The sequence below is a fragment of the Pseudomonas sp. AC255 genome (assembly GCF_979258175.1).
Genome location: NZ_OZ409841.1, coordinates 5,871,097 through 5,887,235, shown reverse-complemented (window position 1 = coordinate 5,887,235; position 16,139 = coordinate 5,871,097). Strand labels below are relative to the sequence as shown.

Below are 16,139 nucleotides of genomic sequence, written 5' to 3'. Positions count from 1 at the left end.
TGGGCGTCACATCCAACATGGATATTCGCAGCCAAACCGCTTTCGCGAGCAGGCTCGCTCCCACAGAGGTTTTGCATTCCTTCAGCGCAATCCGTGCAGCTTTTAGATGGCAGCGTTATAGAACTGCTCGCTGCTTTTCTGCTCCACCAGCGCCTGCTCGATCGCCGCTTGGTGCACTTCATCCGCGTGCTCTTCGCGAGCCTCCGGCTGGATACCGAGGCGCGCGAACAGCTGCATGTCCTTGTCCGCCTGCGGGTTGGCGGTGGTGAGCAATTTGTCGCCGTAGAAAATCGAGTTGGCGCCAGCGAAAAATGCCAGGGCCTGCATCTGCTCGTTCATCGCTTCGCGACCGGCGGACAGGCGCACATGGGATTGCGGCATGAGGATGCGCGCCACGGCGAGCATGCGGATGAAGTCGAACGGGTCGATGTCTTCGGCGTTTTCCAGCGGGGTGCCGGCGACTTTCACCAGCATGTTGATTGGCACCGATTCCGGGTGCTCCGGCAGGTTGGCCAACTGGATCAGCAGATTGGCGCGATCGTCCAGCGATTCGCCCATACCAAGAATGCCGCCGGAGCAGATTTTCATTCCCGACTCGCGTACATAGGCCAGCGTCTGCAGACGTTCGCTGTAAGTACGGGTGGTGATGATGCTGCCGTAGAACTCCGGCGAGGTGTCGAGGTTGTGGTTGTAGTAATCGAGACCGGCCTTGGCCAGCGCTTCGGTCTGCTCCTGATCGAGACGTCCGAGGGTCATGCAGGTTTCCAGGCCTAGGGCTTTCACCCCTTCAACCATCTTCAACACATACGGCATGTCTTTGGCCGACGGATGTTTCCACGCTGCGCCCATGCAGAACCGCGTCGAACCAATGGCTTTCGCGCGGGCCGCCTCTTCGAGGACCTTCTGCACTTCCATCAGTTTTTCTTTTTCCAGCCCGGTGTTGTAGTGCCCGGACTGCGGGCAATACTTGCAGTCTTCCGGGCAGGCACCGGTCTTGATCGACAACAGTGTCGAGACCTGCACGCGGTTGGCGTTGAAATGTGCGCGGTGCACCGTTTGCGCCTGGAACAGCAAGTCGTTGAATGGCTGTACGAAGAGTGCTTTGACTTCGGCCAGAGACCAATCGTGACGCAGGGTGGCGGTGGTACTCGCGCTCATGGGCAATTCCTTGGTTATGCTTGGCTGGCGCTGGGGGAAACGGAATACCCACAGGCGCTACACGGATGTTCGGCATATTTAAGGAAGAGCGATGCGCTGTCAACCGCAATACCAAGGACAGGTTTACATCTGTTTAAAAAACGTACAGACCTGTTTGCTGTGCGATGAGCCCGCAGAAGCACAAATGCCAATGTGCGAGGCCTGTGAAACCGAGCTGCCCTGGCTCGGCAGTCACTGCCAGACCTGCGCTTTGCCACTGGCGGCGGATGGCCTGACTTGCGGCGAGTGCCTGCTAGAGCCTCCGGCCTTCGAACAGGTTGCCGTGCCGTGGGTTTATGGCTTCCCGGTGGACAGCATGATCACGCGCTTTAAACACAACGCGAAATGGCCGTTTGGTCACCTGCTCGCCGACGTTCTCGGCCAATACCTGCAGCATCGCTTCGCCGAGGACCTGCCGCGCCCCGATGTACTGCTACCGGTGCCGTTGGCGAATAAACGCCTGCGTCGGCGAGGATTCAATCAAGCGGCGATGCTCGCGCGCTGGTTGAGTGTTTCTCTGGATCTGCCCTGTGAAGAACAGCTTCTAAGGCGAGTCATGGACACCGACGCCCAGCAGGATCTCGACGCCAAGGCGCGCAAACGCAACTTGCGCAATGCCTTTGCGCTGGCGCCTGACGCGCAGGTCAGTGGCCGCCATTGGGCGCTGGTGGATGATGTTCTGACCACGGGCGCGACCGCTCAAGCGCTGTCGCGGTTGCTGATGAATGCAGGTGCGGCGCGGGTCGATGTGTATTGCCTGGCTCGTACGCCGAAGCCCGGTACCTGAAGCGAATACAGATATCGTGTGGGAGCGAGCCTGCTCGCGAATGGGCATCACATTCAACAAAGCTGTTGTTGGTCAAACCGCTTTCGCGAGCAGGCTCGCTCCCACAGGGGCTTTGCGTCAGGCTTGACTCATGCGTTGCAAGTGGCCAACGTCCATTTCATCGCCCGAGCCAGAAGCGTTCTGCCATGTCCCTGCCCACCCTGCTCTCCCAGCACATCGTCCGCCGCCCGCAGCGCATTGCCCTGCTGCAACACATCGCCGAGCAGGGCTCGATCACCCGTGCGGCGAAAAGCGCGGGGCTCAGTTACAAGGCGGCGTGGGATGCGATCGATGAGCTGAACAACCTGGCGCAGAAACCCCTGGTCGAGCGCGTGGTGGGCGGCAAGGGTGGCGGCGGCGCCAGATTGTCCAGCGAGGGCGAGCGAGTGCTGCGCCTGTATCAGAAATTGCAGGCGTTGCAGGCGCAGGTGCTGGAAGCGGCGGAAGACGCCAGTGATCTCGACCTGCTCGGGCGGCTGATGCTCAGGACCAGTGCGCGCAATCAGCTGCATGGCACGGTGGCAGCGATTCAGGCGCAGGGTCGCAATGACTTGATCCGCCTTGAACTGGCCGAAGGCATTGCTCTGGAGGCGCAGATCACCCACGACAGCACCGTGCATCTGGAATTGCAGGTCGGTACCGAAGTGATGGCGCTGATCAAGGCTGGCTGGCTTGAGTTGCTCGGCGCCGATCAGCCGGCCACGCCCGGACACAATGTCCTGCGCGGCACCATCGAAGCCATCCTCGATGCCGAGGACGGTCCCAGCGAGGTGCGCATTTCCCTGCCCAACGGCCAGACACTTTGCGCCTTGGCCGAACCGCTGCACTTGCGCAGCCACAGGCTGGAGGTCGGCAATCCGGTGCAGGTGCAATGCGCACCATCTAACGTGCTGATCGGCACCCCGCTCTGATTAGCCCTTGCCACAAAAGCGTCATCGACCCGCATTAAGGTGTTGCCCATAACCAAGCAGGGAGCCTGATGTGAGCCTATTAGAAGAAAACCAATCCACTGATCTGGAAAAAATGGTCGGCCTCAGCCGTCGCGGTTTCATCAGCGCCGGTGCCTTGTGCGGCGCGGCGATGTTCCTTGGCGGCAACCTGTTGAGCCGCAGCGTCATGGCCGCCAGCGTCAGCGCCGGCAACAGCCGCCTGCTCGGTTTCGAGAGCATTCCGGCGGCGACCACCGACGCCATCAGCCTGCCCAAGGGCTACAAGTCTTCGGTGCTGATCAGTTGGGGCCAGCCGCTGCACAAGAACGGCCCGGCCTTCGACCCGAGCGGTAACGGCACCGCTGCCGCACAGGAAGTGCAGTTCGGCGACAACAATGACGGCATGAGCCTGTTCGCCTTCCCGGACGACAAGAACCGCGCGCTGATGGCGATCAACAACGAATACACCAACTATCGCTACCTGTATCCGCATGGCGGCATGCCGCAGTCAGCTGAGGATGTGCGCAAGGCATTGGCCTGCGAAGGCGTGTCGGTGATCGAAGTGCAGCGCAAGAACGGCCAGTGGCAATTCGTCCAGGGCTCGCGCTACAACCGCCGCATCCACGGCAACTCGCCGCTGCGCATCAGCGGTCCGGCCCGCGGCCACGACTTGATGAAAACCGCTGCCGACAAGCACGGCAAAAAAGTCCTCGGTACGTTCCAGAACTGCGCCAACGGCAAGACGCCTTGGGGCACCTACCTGACCTGCGAAGAAAACTTCACCGACTGCTTCGGCAGCAGCAACGCCCAGCAGCAATTCGATGCCGCGCAAAAGCGCTACGGCGTTGTCGCCAGCAGCAAAGACATCAACTGGCACCCGCACGACCCGCGCTTCGACATGGCCAAGAACCCCAACGAGCTCAACCGTCACGGCTGGGTGGTCGAGATCGACCCATTCGATCCGCAATCGACTCCGGTCAAACGCACCGCGCTGGGCCGCTTCAAGCATGAAAACGCCGCACTCGCCGAGACCGACGATGGTCGCGCTGTGGTGTACATGGGCGACGACGAGCGTGGCGAGTTCATTTACAAATTCGTCAGCCGCGATCGCATCAACCATCGCAATCAGAAGGCCAACCGCGACATCCTCGATCACGGCACGTTGTATGTGGCCAAATTCGATGCCGGTGACGGCAACCCTGATCACCCGAAAGGCCGGGGCCAGTGGATCGAACTGACCCACGGCAAGAACGGCATCGACGCCAGCAGCGGATTTGCCGATCAGGCCGAAGTGCTGATCCACGCGCGCCTCGCCGCCAGCGTCGTCGGCGCAACACGCATGGACCGCCCGGAATGGATCGTCGTCAGCCCCAAGGACGGCCAGGTCTATTGCACCCTGACCAACAACGCCAAACGTGGCGAAGACGGTCAACCGGTGGGCGGGCCGAACCCGCGCGAGAAGAACGTCTATGGGCAAATTCTGCGCTGGCGCACCGACCGCGATGACCATGCCTCGAAGACATTCGCCTGGGATCTGTTTGTGGTCGCCGGCAACCCGGGCGTGCATGCCGGGACGCCGAAGGGTGGCTCATCGAACATCACCCCGCAGAACATGTTCAACAGCCCCGACGGTCTGGGTTTCGACAAGGCCGGACGCCTGTGGATTCTCACCGACGGCGACTCGAGCAACGCTGGCGACTTCGCCGGCATGGGCAACAACCAGATGCTCTGCGCCGATCCTGCGACCGGTGAGATTCGCCGTTTCATGGTCGGGCCGGTGGGTTGTGAAGTGACCGGGATCAGCTTCTCGCCGGATCAGAAAACCCTGTTTGTCGGCATCCAGCATCCGGGCGAAAACGGTGGTTCGACCTTCCCCGAGCACCTGCCCAATGGCAAGCCAAGGTCTTCGGTGATGGCGATTACGCGCGAGGATGGTGGGATCGTCGGCGCCTGATAAACCCTCATCGCTGGCAAGCCAGCTCCCACAGGTATTGCGCAAAACCTGTGGGAGCTGGCTTGCCAGCGATGGCATCAGCAATGACACCAACCACCTCCGCCGCCGCCATCTGCGCTACCATGCCGAGCCGGACGCAGCAGCCTGCTGCGCGCAGGAGTCAGCATGGCCCACCCGTTTGAAACCCTCACCCCCGATCTCGTCCTGGATGCCGTTGAAAGCATCGGTTTCCTCAGCGACGCGCGCATTCTGGCGCTCAACAGCTACGAAAACCGTGTGTATCAGGTCGGTATCGAAGACTCCGAGCCGCTGATTGCCAAGTTCTATCGTCCGCAGCGCTGGACCAACGAGGCCATCCTCGAAGAGCACCAGTTCACCTTCGAACTGGCCGACATCGACATCCCGGTGGTAGCGCCGCTGATCCACAACGGCGAAACCCTGCATGAGCACGCCGGCTTCCGCTTCACCCTGTTCCCGCGCCGTGGTGGTCGGGCGCCGGAGCCGGGCAACCTTGATCAGCTGTATCGCCTCGGCCAGTTGCTCGGGCGCATGCATGCGGTGGGCGGTACCAAGCCGTTCAAGCACCGCGAAGCCCTCGCGGTGCAGAACTTCGGCCATGCTTCGCTGAACACCCTGCTTGAGGGCAATTTCATTCCCAAGAGCCTGCTGCCGGCGTACGAGTCGGTTGCCCGCGACCTGCTCAAACGCGTCGAAGATGTCTACGCCGCTACGCCGCACCAGAACATCCGCATGCATGGTGACTGCCACCCCGGCAACATGATGTGCCGCGACGAGATGTTCCACATCGTCGACCTCGACGATTGCCGCATGGGCCCGGCGGTGCAGGACATCTGGATGATGCTCGCCGGCGATCGTCAGGAGTGTCTTGGGCAGTTGTCGGAATTGATGGACGGCTACAACGAATTCCATGATTTCGACCCGCGCGAACTGGCGCTGATCGAACCGTTGCGCGCCCTGCGCCTGATGCACTACAGCGCCTGGCTGGCGCGGCGCTGGGACGACCCGGCATTCCCGCGCAGCTTTCCGTGGTTTGGCACGGAGCGGTATTGGGGCGACCAGGTGCTGGCCTTGCGTGAGCAGCTGGCGGCACTGAATGAAGAGCCGCTGAAACTTTTCTGATTCAAACCTGAACCCTGTGGGAGCGAGCCTGCTCGCGATAGCGGACGGACATTCAACTTTGATGTTGGCTGACCCGACGCTATCGCGAGCAGGCTCACTCCTACATTTGTCCGGTGTTCACAAATTCACAACTCACTTGCAGACAAATCTCCTTACAATCCTTCCTTTGTCAGCTGCCTGAGCAAGGATTCTGCATGCAAGCCGCCAACCCGCGTCGCGGGTACATTCTGGGCCTGAGCGCCTACATCATCTGGGGCCTGTTCCCGATCTATTTCAAAGCCATCGCCGAAGTCCCGGCCGTCGAGATCATCATCCATCGGGTGCTGTGGTCGGCGCTGTTCGGTGCGTTGCTGCTGATGGTGTGGAAACACCCGGGCTGGCTGCGCGAGCTGCTCGACAATCCAAAACGCCTGGCGATTCTGGCCCTGAGCGGCACGCTGATCGCGGCCAACTGGCTGACCTATGTCTGGTCGGTGAACAACGGCCGCATGCTCGAGGCGAGTCTGGGTTACTACATCAATCCGCTGGTCAACGTACTGTTGGGCATGGTGATCCTTGGCGAACGGCTGCGGCGCATGCAGTGGGTTGCGGTCGGTCTCGCGGCCATCGGCGTAGCGCAGCAGGTGTGGCAGGTCGGCAGCTTGCCGTGGGTGTCGCTGGCGCTGGCGCTGACCTTCGGTTTCTACGGCCTGATCCGCAAGCAGGCGCCGGTCAAGGCATTGCCGGGGCTGGTGGTGGAAACCTGGATGCTGGTGCCGATTGCGATCGCATGGTTGCTGTTCAATCAGACTGCCACGAGTGTGCAGCCGGCCTTCTGGACCACCTCCGAAGCCTGGTGGCTCGTGGCTGCCGGCCCGGTGACGCTGGTGCCATTGGTGTGTTTCAACGCCGCCACCCGCCACTTGCCCTACACCACCATCGGCTTCCTGCAATACATCGCGCCGACGCTGGTGTTGCTGCAAGCCGTGCTGCTATTTGGCGAGCATTTGTCGTCCAGCACGCTGGTCGCGTTCATGTTTATCTGGGCCGGTCTGGCGGTCTACAGCGTTGATGCGTGGATAAGTTTGCGCCGACGGGCCTGATCAAAAAACGCACAAAGCTCCGCAGGCCACGGTTCTCGTGGCCTGCATCGTTCCTTCCCAAGCTTATCCACAGCGTGATCCCCGCCGTTTGTGCGCAAGTCACTGAATGTTGGCGGTTTTTTGATCAACGGGCGCAAAGCCACGGCCGGCGTGGCGTGGCGGTCTGTCTCTACAGGTTATCCACAGGCAGGTGCACGTTAAACCTGAATAACCCTGTGAACGTTTAAACCTCTGTGCGTAACACCAGTTCGACCATCAGATCATCGGCCAGGGTTTCCAGGCGCGCCTGCAACACATCCAGCGACAGCGTCAGTGGTACCGCGAGAATCGCCTCGGCGTGGAACAGCGGCTCGCTGCTCATCGGCGCCGGGCGCACTTCAGTTACCAGTCGCTCCAGGTTCACGCCCTGCTCGCTCAACAGGCGAGTGATATCACGAACGATACCCGGTCGGTCATTGCCGACCAGTTCCATGGCGATCGGTTTCCACGTGCAGGACTGCTCCACTCCGCTTTCGGCAATCAATACCCGAATGCCATGGGCCGACAGCGCTTGCAGGGCATCGACCAGTTCGTCGTAAGCCTCCGCCGGCACGCCCACGCGCAGAATCCCGGCGAACTGCCCGGCCATGCGTGACATGCGGCTTTCCAGCCAGTTGCCGCCGTGCTCGGCAATGCATTGGGCGATGCGCTCGACCTGCCCGGGCTTGTCCGGGGCGAAAACGGTGAGTACGAGATGGTCCATGGCGCAGCCCTCTTGTCATGACTTTTGTTATCGAAGGGCAAGTATAGGCAAGGGCTGATTATGTGTTGAATCGACCGGCCCCTTCGCGAGCAGGCTCGCTCCCACAGGGGTCGCATTCCAAATGTGGGAGCGAGCCTGCTCGCGAAGGGCAGCACTGGGGAGCTGCGCGAAAGACAAATCGTGTACAACTTTCGATATTTAGCTGGAACAATCCAATGCTTTTTGAGAACATCCCGTTCCGCGACGTGACCGCAATGCGTCATGAGGTCGCAGAACGACGTAATTAGTCTGATTTTCACAAGCGCAACTCATCATGTAGTATGCCGCAGCGCGCACTACATAACGCTGGATCGATGTCTGCCCAAGGCCCTTCGCAACCCTGAAAGCCCCGTCAGCAAGGCCTCCAAGCCGTTGATTGGTCCTAGCCCAGCCGCCAGCGATGGCATGTACTGGTCCGCAGGTTTGTGGTTTAAATGGCCGGAAGCTTCATTGTTAAATTGACGAGCTGAAAAGCGAAATAGCTGAGCAGAGTGAGGCAAGCAATGACTGAACACGTTCAAGTCGGTGGCCTGCAGGTCGCCAAAGTCCTGTTCGACTTCGTGAACAACGAAGCCATTCCCGGTACCGGCCTCACCGCCGAACAATTCTGGGAAGGTGCCGACAAGGTCATTCATGACCTGGCGCCGAAGAACAAAGCCCTACTCGCCAAACGCGATGACTTCCAGGCGCGCATCGATGCCTGGCATCAGCAGCATGCCGGCCAGGCGCACGATGCCGTGGCCTACAAAGCTTTCCTGCAAGAGATCGGTTATCTGCTGCCAGAAGCGGCTGATTTCCAGGCGACGACGCAAAACGTCGACGATGAAATCGCCCGCACCGCCGGCCCGCAACTGGTCGTGCCGGTGATGAATGCGCGCTTCGCGCTCAATGCTTCGAACGCCCGCTGGGGTTCGCTGTACGACGCCCTCTACGGCACCGACGCGATCAGCGAAGACGGCGGCGCGGAAAAAGGCAAAGGCTACAACAAGGTGCGTGGCGACAAAGTCATCGCCTTCGCCCGCGCCTTCCTCGACGAAGCCGCGCCTCTGACCGCAGGCTCCCACGTCGATTCGACCGGCTACAGGATCGCTGACGGCAAACTGGTCGTGACGCTCAAGGGCGGCAGCAACAGCGGCCTGCGCGATGACGCTCAGTTGATCGGTTTCCAGGGTGACGCCAACGCGCCGATCGCCGTTCTGCTCAAGCACAACGGCCTGCACTTCGAAATCCAGATCGACGCCAGCACCCCGGTCGGCCAGACCGACGCCGCCGGCGTCAAAGACATCCTCATGGAAGCGGCGCTGACCACGATCATGGACTGCGAAGATTCCGTGGCCGCCGTCGATGCCGACGACAAAGTGGTGATCTACCGCAACTGGCTCGGCCTGATGAAGGGCGACCTCGCGGAATCCGTGTCCAAGGGCGGCCAGACCTTCACCCGCACCATGAACCCGGATCGCACCTACACCGCGCCCAACGGCGGTGAAGTGACCCTGCACGGTCGTTCGCTGTTGTTCGTGCGCAACGTCGGCCACCTGATGACCATCGATGCGATCCTCGACAGCCAAGGCAACGAAGTACCGGAAGGCATCCTCGATGGTCTGGTGACTTGCCTGGCCGCAATGCACAACCTCAACGGCAACACTTCGCGGCGCAACACCCGCACCGGTTCGGTGTACATCGTCAAACCGAAAATGCACGGCCCGGAAGAAGCGGCGTTCACCAACGAGCTGTTCGGGCGCATCGAAGATGTCCTGCGCTTGCCGCGCAACACCCTGAAAGTCGGGATCATGGACGAGGAGCGCCGCACCACGGTCAACCTCAAGGCTTGCATCAAGGCCGCCAGCGAGCGCGTAGTGTTCATCAACACCGGCTTCCTCGACCGCACCGGCGACGAAATCCACACCTCCATGGAGGCCGGCCCAGTGGTGCGCAAGGCTGACATGAAGGCCGAGAAGTGGATCGGCGCCTACGAAAACTGGAACGTCGATATCGGTCTGAGCACTGGCCTGCAAGGTCGTGCGCAGATCGGTAAAGGCATGTGGGCGATGCCGGATCTGATGGCAGCGATGCTCGAGCAGAAAATCGCTCACCCACTCGCCGGCGCCAACACTGCCTGGGTGCCATCGCCGACCGCCGCTGCGCTGCACGCGCTGCACTACCACAAGGTTGACGTGTTTGCGCGTCAGGCTGAACTGGCCAAACGTGCGCGCGCTTCGGTGGACGACATCCTCACCATTCCATTGGCAGTGAACCCAAGCTGGACGCCAGAGCAGATCAAGAACGAACTGGACAACAATGCCCAGGGCATTCTCGGTTACGTGGTGCGCTGGATCGACCAGGGTGTCGGTTGCTCCAAAGTCCCGGATATCAACGACGTTGGGCTGATGGAAGACCGTGCGACGCTGCGTATCTCCAGCCAGCACATCGCCAACTGGCTGCGCCACGGTATCGTCAGCCAAGAGCAAGTGATGGAAAGCCTCAAGCGCATGGCGCCGGTGGTTGACCGCCAGAACGCCAACGACCCGCTGTATCGCCCGCTGGCACCGGACTTCGACAGCAACATCGCCTTCCAGGCGGCAGTCGAACTGGTGATCGAAGGCACCAAGCAACCGAACGGCTACACCGAGCCGGTGCTGCACCGTCGTCGTCGCGAGTTCAAGGCCGCGAATGGTCTGTAATTTGCGCTGACGCTGGAAATGAAAAAGGCCCTGATCGAGAGATCAGGGCCTTTTTTGTTTGTGAGGTGGATTGGATTGTTGTGCTGGGCTTGAGATCCATCCCCCTCACCCCAGCCCTCTCCCCCAAGGGGTAGAGGGGAAAGGGAGCAGATTGGGGAAGTTTCAATTCCTGAGTTCGACTCATGAAATTCAGGTCGGTGTACCTCCAACATTCACCGCGGTCAGTCCCCTCTCCCTCTGGGAGAGGGTTAGGGTGAGGGGCTTCTAGGGCTCGATGCCCAATTCGTGTTTCACCAACTCAAGCAACTTCCCCGTATCAATCGGCTTGAGCAGAAAATCCACCACGCTCAAATGCATCGCTTCGATCGCGTCTTTCACGTCGGCATCGCCGGAGACGATGATGATCGGCATCGCTGCCCGTACCGATTCACGCACCTGGCGAATCAGCTCGAGGCCGTCGACATTGCCCATGCGCAGGTCGGTAATCACCAGACCGATCGAAGGCTTTTCATCGAGCATTTTCAGCGCGGTTTCACCGCTGGCTGCGGTCATGCAGCGAATGCCGTCCAGCGCGAGTATCTCCGACAACAGCTCGCGGGCGTCCTTGTCGTCGTCGACGATCAGGACACGCTGCGGCGGCAGATCGGGTTCGAGCATGACTGCGCTGAGCGCTTCTCGCTCGGCGTCGCTCAAAATATCGTGGTCGGACATGGCGCTCTCTAAATGTTCAAACAATCCCTGGCAAGTCGTCAGACATCACCGGACAGCGCTTCAATGTGCACTTCGTCGGAATTTTTCCAAGTGGCTAGCGCAAGCTTTTCCGAGCTTTTGCGTAGGTTATTTCCGAAAATCGGCCAATGGTGGCAAAACCTAGACTTACGTCCAATGGGCACCCTGCCCGCCGGGGTTGACCATGGTGGCAACGATCCGACAACAACAATTCGAAAAAGACTGCGGTAATGGTTATGAGCAAAGCGGACGCCTTCACCCAGGCAGGGAAAACCGCGGTGTTGCAGAACATTCAGGGCACCCTGCAATTCCTTCAGCGCTTCCCGCCCTTCAATCAGATGGAACACGCCCACCTCGCCTATCTGGTGGAGCAATGTCAGCTGCGTTTTTTTGCCCAGGGCGAGAGCATCATCAAACCGGCTGACGGCCCGGTGGAGCACTTTTATATCGTCAAACAGGGTCGGGTGGTCGGCGAACGCCAGCACATCACCAAGCCCGGCACCGAAACCACCTTCGAAATCACCACCGGCGAATGCTTTCCGCTGGCCGCGCTGCTCGGTGAGCGCGCCACGCGCACCGAACATCTGGCGGGCGAAGACACCTTCTGCCTGCAACTGAACAAGCTGGCGTTCATCAAACTGTTCGCCCTCTCCAGTGCCTTCCGCGATTTCGCCTTGCGTGGGGTGAGCAGCCTGCTCGATCAGGTCAACCAGCAAGTCCAGCAAAAAGCCGTGGAAACCCTCGGCACCCAATACTCGCTGAACACTCGTCTCGGTGAACTTGCGATGCGCCATCCGGTGACTTGCAGCGCCGATACACCACTGCGTGAAGCGGTGAAGCTGATGCACGAGCAACAGGTCGGCAGCATCGTCGCGGTGGATGAGCACAAGGCGCCGCTGGGGATTTTCACCCTGCGCGATTTGCGCCATGTGGTCGCCGAAGGTGTCGGCGATTTCAGCGACGCCATCGAACAGCACATGACTCGATCACCGTTTTATCTGTCGCCGGATCACAGCGCCTTCGATGCGGCGATCGCCATGACCGAGCGGCACATCGCCCACGTCTGTCTGGTCAAGGATCAACGCCTGTGCGGCGTGGTGTCCGAGCGTGATCTGTTCTCCCTGCAACGGGTCGATCTGGTCCACCTCGCCCGGACCATCCGCAGCGCGCAACGGATCGAGCAACTGGTGACCTTGCGCGGCGAGATCGGCCAACTGGTCGAACGCATGCTCGCCCACGGCGCGTCGTCGACGCAAATCACCCACATCATCACCCTGCTCAACGATCACACGGTGTGCCGGGTCATCGAACTGACCCTCGCGGAAAAGGGCGACCCGGGTGTGCCGTTCAGTTGGCTGTGTTTCGGCAGCGAGGGCCGGCGCGAGCAGACGCTGCACACCGATCAGGACAACGGCATCCTGTTCGATGCCCGCGATGCGGCGCACGCAGCGGAGATACGCGGCAAGCTGCTGCCGATCGCCCAGCAGATCAACCAGAGCCTGGCGCAGTGCGGTTTCACTCTGTGCAAGGGCAACATCATGGCCGGCAATCCCGAGCTGTGTCTGTCGCGGGCCGAATGGGCGCGACGCTTCGCGGCGTTCATCCGCGAAGCCACGCCAGAGAACCTGCTGGGTTCGAGCATTTATTTCGACCTGCGCGTGGTCTGGGGCGATGAGCAAGGCTGCGAGCAATTGCGCCGGGGCATTCTCGATCAAGTCGCTGACAACCGTCTGTTCCAGCGCATGCTCGCCGAAAATGCCCTGCGCAATCGCCCTCCCGTTGGGCGCTTCCGTGAGTTCGTGCTGGCACGCAAGAACGGCGAGAAGGCCACGCTGGATCTGAAAATTCAGGGTCTTACGCCGTTCGTGGACGGCGCCCGCTTGCTGGCGCTGGCCAACGGCATCGACGCCAACAACACCCTCGAACGCTTCCGCCAATTGGTCGATAAACAAGTCATCGAGCCGCTCGACGGCGCGGCGTATGAAGAGGCCTATCACTTCATTCAGCAAACGCGCATGCAGCAGCATCAGCTCCAGACCCGGGAGAACCAGCCGTACTCCAACCGCGTCGATCCCGACAGCCTCAATCACCTTGACCGGCGCATCCTGCGTGAATCCCTGCGCCAAGCGCAACGCCTGCAGAGCAGCCTGAGCTTGCGGTATCAGCTATGAGCCTGTTTTCCTGGCTGCGCCCGTCAAGTCCCGTTGTGTCGGCGGATCTACAGCAGCGGCTGGCGAATCTGCCGGCGCTTGCCGAGCTGAGCGAATGCAGCCTGCGTGAGCAGCGCTGGGTGGTGCTGGACCTGGAAACCACCGGCCTGAATATGAGCAAGGATCGGGTCCTGTCGATTGGCGCGGTGGTGATCGAGGACGGCGCGATCGATTTCAGTCAGCAGTTCGAGCGCACCTTGCAATGCCGCGAATTGAAGCTCAGCCCCAGCGTGCTGATTCATGGCTTGGGACCGAATGCGATTGCCGCAGGCAGCGACCCGGCGGAAGCGTTGCTGGAGTTGCTGGAGTTCATCGGCGACAGCCCGGTGCTGGCGTTTCATGCGCCGTTCGATCAGCACATGCTCGGGCGCGCAGTGAAAGAACACCTGGGGCATAAGCTGCAGCATGTGTTTCTGGATGTGGCAGATGTCGCGCCGTTTCTGTGTCCGCAGGCGCAGATTCGCGAGGCCGGGCTGGATGAGTGGATCGAGTGGTTTCGCCTTGAAGTGTTCGAGCGGCATAACGCGAGTGCCGATGCGCTGGCCACGGCGGAGTTGGCGTTGATCCTGTTCAGCCGCGCGCGGGCGCAGCAGATCTACAGTCCGTTGCAGTTGCAGCAGCGGTTGAGTCAGTGGAAGCGCAGGCAGCAGGCGCCGTCCTTTTAGAATCATTCAGATCAAAAGCCCCTCACCCCAGCCCTCTCCCGGAGGGAGAGGGAGCCGATCGTGGTGTCTGAAGCCTTATATCGACCTGAAAGACCGAGTCGATTGAGGAATCGCTGAAAATCGTTCAGGTCGGCGTACCTCCAGAATATCCCCCGATCAGTCCCCTCTCCCTCCGGGAGAGGGCTAGGGTGAGGGTGAGGGGCTGCCCTTGATTCATCACCTGACCAGTGGCCAATTGCTAACCATTCCCACCTCTGCCAGAATCGCGAACTATTCTCGTTAGTTAACATTTCCCAATCGGTGATGTCCGGTGTCGTCAGTGCCCAACCCCCACAGTGAGCTCGTCGGTGCGATGTATCGCGACCATCGCGGTTGGCTGCTGGCGTGGTTGCGGCGCAATGTGGCGTGTCCGCAGCGTGCCGAGGACCTGAGCCAGGACACCTTCGTGCGCCTGCTCAACCGCGACGAACTGCTGACGCCGCGCGAACCTCGGGCATTTCTGGTGGCGATCGCCAAAGGCCTGTTGTTTGACTACTTCCGCCGCGCCGCGCTGGAACAGGCCTACCTCACCGAACTGATGCTGATCCCCGAAGACGAACAGCCGTCGGTGGAAGAACAGCAAATGATCCTCGACGATCTAAAGGCCATCGACCGGCTGCTCGGCAAGCTGTCGACCAAGGCGCGCGCGGCCTTCCTGTATAACCGCCTCGACGGCCTCAGCCACGGCGAAATCGCCGCCAGACTCGGCGTGTCAGTGCCGCGCGTGCGGCAGTATCTGGCCCAAGGTCTGCGCCAGTGCTACATCGCCCTGTACGGTGAGCCGACATGACGGCGGCCAGTTCGCGCCCGGTGCCGGCGCATGTGCTGGACGCGGCAATTGCCTGGCAATTGACCCTCGATTCGAGCACCGCGCTGGAGCGCGAGGAATTCGCCAAGTGGCATGCGGCCCATGAGGAACACGCCCGCGCGTGGCGCCAGTTGGGCATGCTCGATCAGCGCTTCAGTGTCGCCAAAGGCCCGGCCCGAAGTGCGTTGCTGCAATCGCGCGAAGGCATTCGCCGCCGCGTGCGCAAACTCGGCAGCGGGCTGGCCAGTGTCGTGGTGATCATCGGGCTCGGGCTGTTTGTCAGCGAGCGCTATCTGCCGCTGGATTACTGGCTCGCCGATCAGCGCACCGCCACCGGTGAACAGCGCAGCGTGCGCCTGTCCGACGGCACTCTGCTCAACCTCAATACCCACAGCGCGGTCGACGTACGCTTCGATGACGAGCGCCGCTTGATCGTGCTGCAGGAAGGCGAAATCCTCGTCGAGACCGGCCATGGCGATGCGCGGCCGTTTATCGTCGAAACCCGCGAAGGCAGCATGCGCGCGCTGGGCACGCGCTTTCTGGTCAAGCGCGAGGACGATGGCACCCGCCTGAGCGTGTTGCAGTCGGCGGTGGCGGCCCATGCCCAGGCGAATCCGCAAGAACAGATTCTGCGCGAAGGCCAGCAGGTGCTGTTGCGCAGTGACGGGCTGGGCTCGATTGCCGCCCTCGCCCCAGGCGCGGATGCCTGGACGCGCGGCATGCTGGTGGTGGACAACGCACGGCTGGGCGATCTGGTGCACGAGCTGGGGCGCTATCGTCGCGGGCATCTGGGTGTGGCGCCGGAAGTGGCCGATCTGCGCATTACCGGCAGCTTTCCGTTGCACGACACCGACAAGGCCCTGAGTGCGTTGCTGCCAACCTTGCCGGTGCAGATCGAGCGGCATACGCCGTATTGGGTCACCGTGGCGAAGGCGGAGCCCTCCTTCCCTTGACATGATCGTTCCCACGCTCTGCGTGGGAATGCAGCCCGGGACGCTCTGCGTCCCTGCCGAAGCGGACGCAGAGCGTCCAATGAGGCATTCCCACGCGTAGCGTGGGAACGATCAATGTGGGAGCGAGCCTGCTCGCGATGACGGC

The 16,139-nt window shown here is 61.2% G+C and carries 13 protein-coding genes; 10 read left to right on the top strand and 3 right to left on the bottom strand.

Features of this window, described 5'->3' with window-relative positions:
- Positions 1-102: 102 nt before the first annotated feature.
- Positions 103-1,158, bottom strand: a complete 1,056-nt coding sequence (bioB, locus tag ACZZ0K_RS26520) for a biotin synthase BioB (RefSeq protein WP_056786610.1) — start codon at positions 1,156-1,158, stop codon at positions 103-105.
- Between the two features lie 91 nt (positions 1,159-1,249).
- On the opposite strand from bioB, the gene ACZZ0K_RS26515 reads away from it, so the two are divergent.
- The 5 genes from ACZZ0K_RS26515 (at position 1,250) to rarD (ending at position 7,128) form a co-directional block, all read left to right on the top strand.
- Complete coding sequence (locus tag ACZZ0K_RS26515; protein WP_463559698.1) at positions 1,250-1,984, top strand: double zinc ribbon domain-containing protein; 735 nt, start codon at positions 1,250-1,252, stop codon at positions 1,982-1,984.
- A 185-nt stretch (positions 1,985-2,169) separates the two neighbouring features.
- Positions 2,170-2,934, top strand: a complete 765-nt coding sequence (locus ACZZ0K_RS26510; RefSeq protein WP_150743553.1) for a TOBE domain-containing protein — start codon at positions 2,170-2,172, stop codon at positions 2,932-2,934.
- A gap of 70 nt (positions 2,935-3,004) precedes the next feature.
- On the top strand, positions 3,005-4,906 hold the full coding sequence (locus tag ACZZ0K_RS26505) for a PhoX family protein (protein WP_064361248.1): 1,902 nt from the start codon (positions 3,005-3,007) through the stop codon (positions 4,904-4,906).
- 165 nt (positions 4,907-5,071) lie between these two features.
- The gene (locus ACZZ0K_RS26500) at positions 5,072-6,046 is read left to right on the top strand and encodes a serine/threonine protein kinase (protein WP_150743555.1); all 975 of its coding nucleotides are present in this window, start codon (positions 5,072-5,074) and stop codon (positions 6,044-6,046) included.
- Positions 6,047-6,240: 194 nt separating this feature from the next.
- On the top strand, positions 6,241-7,128 hold the full coding sequence (gene rarD, locus ACZZ0K_RS26495) for an EamA family transporter RarD (protein WP_041476730.1): 888 nt from the start codon (positions 6,241-6,243) through the stop codon (positions 7,126-7,128).
- Positions 7,129-7,351: 223 nt separating this feature from the next.
- On the opposite strand, the gene ACZZ0K_RS26490 is transcribed toward rarD, so the two are convergent.
- The gene (locus tag ACZZ0K_RS26490) at positions 7,352-7,870 is read right to left on the bottom strand and encodes a glycine cleavage system transcriptional repressor (protein ID WP_016772854.1); all 519 of its coding nucleotides are present in this window, start codon (positions 7,868-7,870) and stop codon (positions 7,352-7,354) included.
- A gap of 542 nt (positions 7,871-8,412) precedes the next feature.
- On the opposite strand from ACZZ0K_RS26490, the gene ACZZ0K_RS26485 reads away from it, so the two are divergent.
- Positions 8,413-10,590 (top strand): malate synthase G, encoded by a 2,178-nt coding sequence (locus tag ACZZ0K_RS26485; RefSeq protein WP_258707283.1) that lies wholly within the window; start codon positions 8,413-8,415, stop codon positions 10,588-10,590.
- Between the two features lie 264 nt (positions 10,591-10,854).
- On the opposite strand, the gene ACZZ0K_RS26480 is transcribed toward ACZZ0K_RS26485, so the two are convergent.
- Positions 10,855-11,301: a response regulator gene (locus tag ACZZ0K_RS26480; RefSeq protein WP_016772851.1), complete on the bottom strand. Its 447-nt coding sequence runs from the start codon at positions 11,299-11,301 to the stop codon at positions 10,855-10,857.
- Between the two features lie 254 nt (positions 11,302-11,555).
- Here ACZZ0K_RS26480 and ACZZ0K_RS26475 point away from each other — a divergent pair, with 254 nt between their 5' ends.
- The 4 genes from ACZZ0K_RS26475 (at position 11,556) to ACZZ0K_RS26460 (ending at position 15,994) form a co-directional block, all read left to right on the top strand.
- Complete coding sequence (locus ACZZ0K_RS26475) at positions 11,556-13,490, top strand: putative nucleotidyltransferase substrate binding domain-containing protein (RefSeq protein ID WP_305885242.1); 1,935 nt, start codon at positions 11,556-11,558, stop codon at positions 13,488-13,490.
- Positions 13,487-14,194, top strand: a complete 708-nt coding sequence (locus ACZZ0K_RS26470; RefSeq protein WP_258707284.1) for a 3'-5' exonuclease — start codon at positions 13,487-13,489, stop codon at positions 14,192-14,194. Before ACZZ0K_RS26475 ends, ACZZ0K_RS26470 begins: the two co-directional genes overlap by 4 nt.
- 352 nt (positions 14,195-14,546) lie before the next feature.
- Positions 14,547-15,023 (top strand): RNA polymerase sigma factor, encoded by a 477-nt coding sequence (locus ACZZ0K_RS26465; RefSeq protein ID WP_221264883.1) that lies wholly within the window; start codon positions 14,547-14,549, stop codon positions 15,021-15,023.
- Positions 15,020-15,994: a FecR domain-containing protein gene (locus ACZZ0K_RS26460; protein WP_150743476.1), complete on the top strand. Its 975-nt coding sequence runs from the start codon at positions 15,020-15,022 to the stop codon at positions 15,992-15,994. The genes ACZZ0K_RS26465 and ACZZ0K_RS26460 overlap by 4 nt, the downstream gene beginning before the upstream one ends.
- Positions 15,995-16,139: the final 145 nt, after the last annotated feature.